Source organism: Burkholderia sp. E168m22, from assembly GCF_001319805.1.
Lineage (GTDB): Bacteria > Pseudomonadota > Gammaproteobacteria > Burkholderiales > Burkholderiaceae > Burkholderia > Burkholderia orbicola.
Map to the genome: position 1 here is coordinate 1 of NZ_BBSK01000043.1, position 4,084 is coordinate 4,084.

Here is a 4,084-nt window from a genome sequence, read left to right on the forward strand (position 1 = left end):
TCGAACTGCTGCGCGGGGTCGCCCGCCGGCGCATCCGCCGCGGACGCCGCGGCATCGGGTGCGGCCTCGCCCGCCGACGCGGGTTTCGCGGCCTGCGCGGCGGCCACGGCCGCTTCCTCGGCCGCCGACATCGAGCTTTGCGCGAACGCGCCGAACGCACGCAGCGTCGCAAGCGTCGCGCGCTGCACCTCGAGCGCCTGGATCGCGGACTGCAGCATCCCGAGATTGAGCTTCAGCCATTGCTCGACCGCGCGCAGGTCGGTGATCCGCTTGTCGAGCTCCTCGACGTTCGTGAGCGGCGACATCATGTCGGACATGCTCGACAGCGACGGCGGCAGCCCGTGCGTGGCGCCCGGAAACGGCGCCATCCCGCCGAACGGCGACATCCGCATCATGTCCCACATCCGGTCCATCATGTCGGCGGGCTGGAACCCGGCAAAGCCGGCGAAAGGGTTGGCGCCGGGGGCATCGGTCGTCATACGGGCATCCTGGTTGACTGGGGGAGCGAGGCGGCCGCCGTGCGTCGCGCAGCCGCGCGTGGTTCGATCATAGCGCGCACGTCAGAACGGCGCGTCGCCGGGGAACGCGGGCGGGCGCCGCTCGCGCAGCGAACGGATGCCTTCCTGCACGTCGGGCCCCGAAAAACCCATGAATTCGAGCGCGAGCGACGTATCGAAGGTCGGGCCGGCCATGCGCAGCCAGTTGTTCAGCGCGTACTTGGTCCAGCGGATCGCCGACTGCGAACCGTGCGCGAGCCGCTCGGCCACTTCGTACGCCTTCGGCAGCAGGTCGGCCGGCTCGACCGCGAGCGAGACCAGCCCGATCCGCTCGGCCTCCTCGCCGCTCACGGGCTCGCACAGCATCAGGTAGTACTTCGCCTTCGCCATCCCGCACAGCAGCGGCCACACGATCGCCGCGTGGTCGCCGGCCGCGACGCCGAGCCGCGTATGGCCGTCGATGATGCGCGCATCCTTCGCGGCGATCGAAATGTCGGCGAGCAGCCCGGCGACGAGCCCCGCGCCGACGGCCGGCCCGTGCATCGCCGACACGATCGGCTTGCTGCAGTTGATCACGTTGTAGACGAGGTCGCGCGCCTCGCGCCACACGCGGGCGCGCACGTCGAAATCGTTCGCCATCTCCTCGACGAGCGCGAGATCGCCGCCCGCCGAAAAGCCCTTGCCTTCGCCGCGGATCACCGCGACGCGCGTGTCGGGATCGCGATCGACGTCGCGCCAGATGTCGGCGAGCTCGCGATGCATGCGCGCGTTCGCGGTCGCGAGGCCGCTGCGGTTCGCGCCCTCGCCGCTCATCACGATGTCGAGCACGCCATGGTCGCGGCGCGTCACCTTCAGTGCTTCGTAACCGCCGTACGCGGCAAGATCGGCCATCTGCTGCTCCTTGTTCGAGGCGCTCGAACGCTTGAATCGAGTGTAGCCAAGCCCGCGCGGTCAAACATCGGGCGAAACCCGGCGCGCGGGCCGAAGCCGGGTGTCGCCGGCGCGTTGCGTACCGCGCCGCTTATGCCGCGCCGTCGGGCGGGGAAACCGACTGCTCGATCGCGCCGAAGATCGACTTGCCGGCCGCATCGAACATCTCGATGCGCACCGTATCGCCGTAGCGCATGAATTCGGTCTGCGGCGCGCCGTGCTCGATCGTCTCGAGGCAGCGCTTCTCGGCGATGCAGCAGTAGCCGCGCTTCGCGTCCTTGTTCGACACCGTGCCCGAGCCGACGATCGAGCCGGCACGCAGGTTGCGCGTCTTCGCCGCGTGCGCGATCAACTGGCCGAAGTGGAACACCATGTCGGTGCCCGCATCGGGCTGGCCGACCTTCTTGCCGTTCCAGTGGACGATCATCGGGCGGTGCACGCGGCCTTCGCGCCATTCGTCGCCCAGCTCGTCGGGCGTGACGGCGACCGGCGCGAACGCGGTGGCCGGCTTGCTCTGGAAGAAGCCGAAGCCCTTCGCGAGTTCGGCCGGAATCAGGTTGCGCAGCGACACGTCGTTCACGAGCGTGACGAGCCGCACGGCCTTCAGCGCGTCGTCGGGCGTCGCGCTCATCGGCACGTCGCCGGTGATCACCGCGACTTCCGCCTCGAAATCGATGCCCCATTCCTCGGACGGGCACACGACGTCGTCGCGCGGCCCCAGGAAATCGTCGCTGCCGCCCTGGTACATCAGCGGATCGGTCCAGAACTCGGGCGGCATCTCGGCGCCGCGCGCACGGCGCACGAGCTCGACGTGGTTCACGTACGCGGAGCCGTCGGCCCACTGGAACGCGCGCGGCAGCGGCGCCATGCAGTTGGCCGGATCGAACGCGAACGCGTTGCGCGCGCGCCCGTGGTTCAGCGCGTCGTACAGGTCGCGCAGTTGCGGCGCGTAGAACGCCCAGTCGTCGAGGACGCGCTGCAGCGTCGGCGCGATCGCATCGGCAATCGCCGCGGTGTGCAGGTCGCGCGACACGACGATCAGCTGGCCGTCGCGCGTGCCGTCCTTCAGCGAAGCAAGTTTCATAGGGAGGATCTGCCGTTGTAGTGACGATGGAGGGAATCTATTTTACGATGGTGAATCCATGCGGCGCGCCACGATCGCGCACGCCGTTTTCGCCCCGTTTCCTGTCGCATTTTCGCGCACCCGTTGCCCATGCCCGCCAGCCCGCTTCCCGACGACGATCTCGCCGACTCCGATACCGACGACGCTGCTTCCGGCGAACACGGCGAGAAGGTCCGTTCCGGCATCCAGTCGATCGAGGTCGGCTTCCGCCTGCTCGACGTGCTGACGAGCGAGCCGCGCGCGATGATGCTGCGCGATCTCGCGCAGCGCGCGGGCATGAGCCCGGCGAAGGCGCACCGCTACCTGGTCAGCTTCTCGCGGCTCGGCGTCGTGTCGCAGGACCCCGTCTCGGGCCGCTACGAGCTCGGCGGCTTCGCGCTGCAGATGGGCCTCGCGCGGCTCGCGCGCGTCGACGGCGTGAAGCTCGCGCGGATCGCGCTGACCGAATTCCGCGACCGTCTCGACCAGACGGTCGGCATCGCGGTATGGGGCAACCAGGGGCCGACGATCGTGCACTGGATGGAATCGAGCCATCCGGCGAAGGCGTCTCTGAAGCTCGGCGACGTGATGCCGCTGCTCGGTTCCGCGACGGGCCTGCTGTTCGCCGCGTACCTGCCGCGCAGCAAGACCGCCGCGATGCTCGAGCGCGAACTCGCCGATACGCGCCGCTCGCCGCACCGCGGCGGCCCGCGCACGCTCGACGAAGTCGATGCGGTGCTCGCCGACGTGCGCCGGCACCAGGCCGCGCGCGTCGAGGGGATGCTGCTGCCGACGATCCACGCGTTCTGCATGCCGGTGTTCGACGCGGTCGGCGAACTCGCGCTCGCGATCGTCGCGCTCGGCCAGGAAGGCTCGTTCGACATCGCGTGGGGCGGCGAGATCGACACCGCGCTGCGCGCCTGCGCGCAGAAACTGTCTTACGAACTCGGCTATAGTCCCGACGCACGCGACGCCTGACGCATCCGGTTCACGCCACGTCACGCATCGCGAACGCGCAGCGCATCCGACGGTCCGATTCCTGTGGCGCGCGCCGCGCGCCCGACGTCACCCACGCGCCCGATCCTGTTCCGATGCCCATGCAGCCTGCCGACCTTCGCCCGACTCACGCCCGGCCCCGCCGCTGGCTGCGCGTGGGCGTCGCACTCGTCGCCGTGCTGGTGCTGCATGCGCTCGCCGGCTTCTGGCTGATGCGCAACCGCGAATCGTTCACGCCGCCGCCGCCCGCCGACATCCCTGTGCAGATCGAATTGCTGAAACCGCAGCCGATCGAGCGCCAGCCTGCGCCGCCAGAGCCGAAGCCGGTCGAACGTCCGGCCGCGCCCAAGGCCGCCCCGCCGAAACCCGCGCCGTCGCAGGAGCCGGTCCTCACGTCGACGCAGACGGCCGAGCACGGCGAACCGCCGGCGGCGGCCGCGTCCGCTGCGAGCGGCACACCGGGGGCTTCGGGCGCTTCGGCCGCGCACGCCGCGTCGGCCGCGGGCGCCAGCGCCGCGACACCCGGCCCCGCGACGAGCGGCGTGAAGTTCGCCGCGCC

4 protein-coding genes and 1 pseudogene are annotated in these 4,084 nt (G+C 70.5%); 2 read left to right on the forward strand and 3 right to left on the reverse strand.

What is annotated here, in order from left to right; genetic code table 11:
* From AP428_RS12140 to AP428_RS12150, 3 genes are all read right to left on the reverse strand, one after another.
* A partial coding sequence (locus AP428_RS12140) for a PhaM family polyhydroxyalkanoate granule multifunctional regulatory protein (protein ID WP_374755416.1) occupies positions 1–479 on the reverse strand: 479 nt, incomplete at its 3' end.
* A gap of 81 nt (positions 480–560) precedes the next feature.
* Entirely contained in the window at positions 561–1,388 is an 828-nt protein-coding gene (locus tag AP428_RS12145) for an enoyl-CoA hydratase/isomerase family protein (protein WP_011546322.1), read from the reverse strand.
* Positions 1,389–1,518: 130 nt separating this feature from the next.
* Complete coding sequence (locus AP428_RS12150) at positions 1,519–2,511, reverse strand: fumarylacetoacetate hydrolase family protein (RefSeq protein ID WP_054928087.1); 993 nt, start codon at positions 2,509–2,511, stop codon at positions 1,519–1,521.
* A gap of 129 nt (positions 2,512–2,640) precedes the next feature.
* On the opposite strand from AP428_RS12150, the gene AP428_RS12155 reads away from it, so the two are divergent.
* Together AP428_RS12155 and AP428_RS12160 are read left to right on the forward strand one after the other, a co-directional pair.
* On the forward strand, positions 2,641–3,507 hold the full coding sequence (locus AP428_RS12155) for an IclR family transcriptional regulator (protein ID WP_054928088.1): 867 nt from the start codon (positions 2,641–2,643) through the stop codon (positions 3,505–3,507).
* Positions 3,508–3,620: 113 nt separating this feature from the next.
* Positions 3,621–4,084: pseudogene (locus AP428_RS12160) on the forward strand (DUF3108 domain-containing protein); the annotation flags it as partial.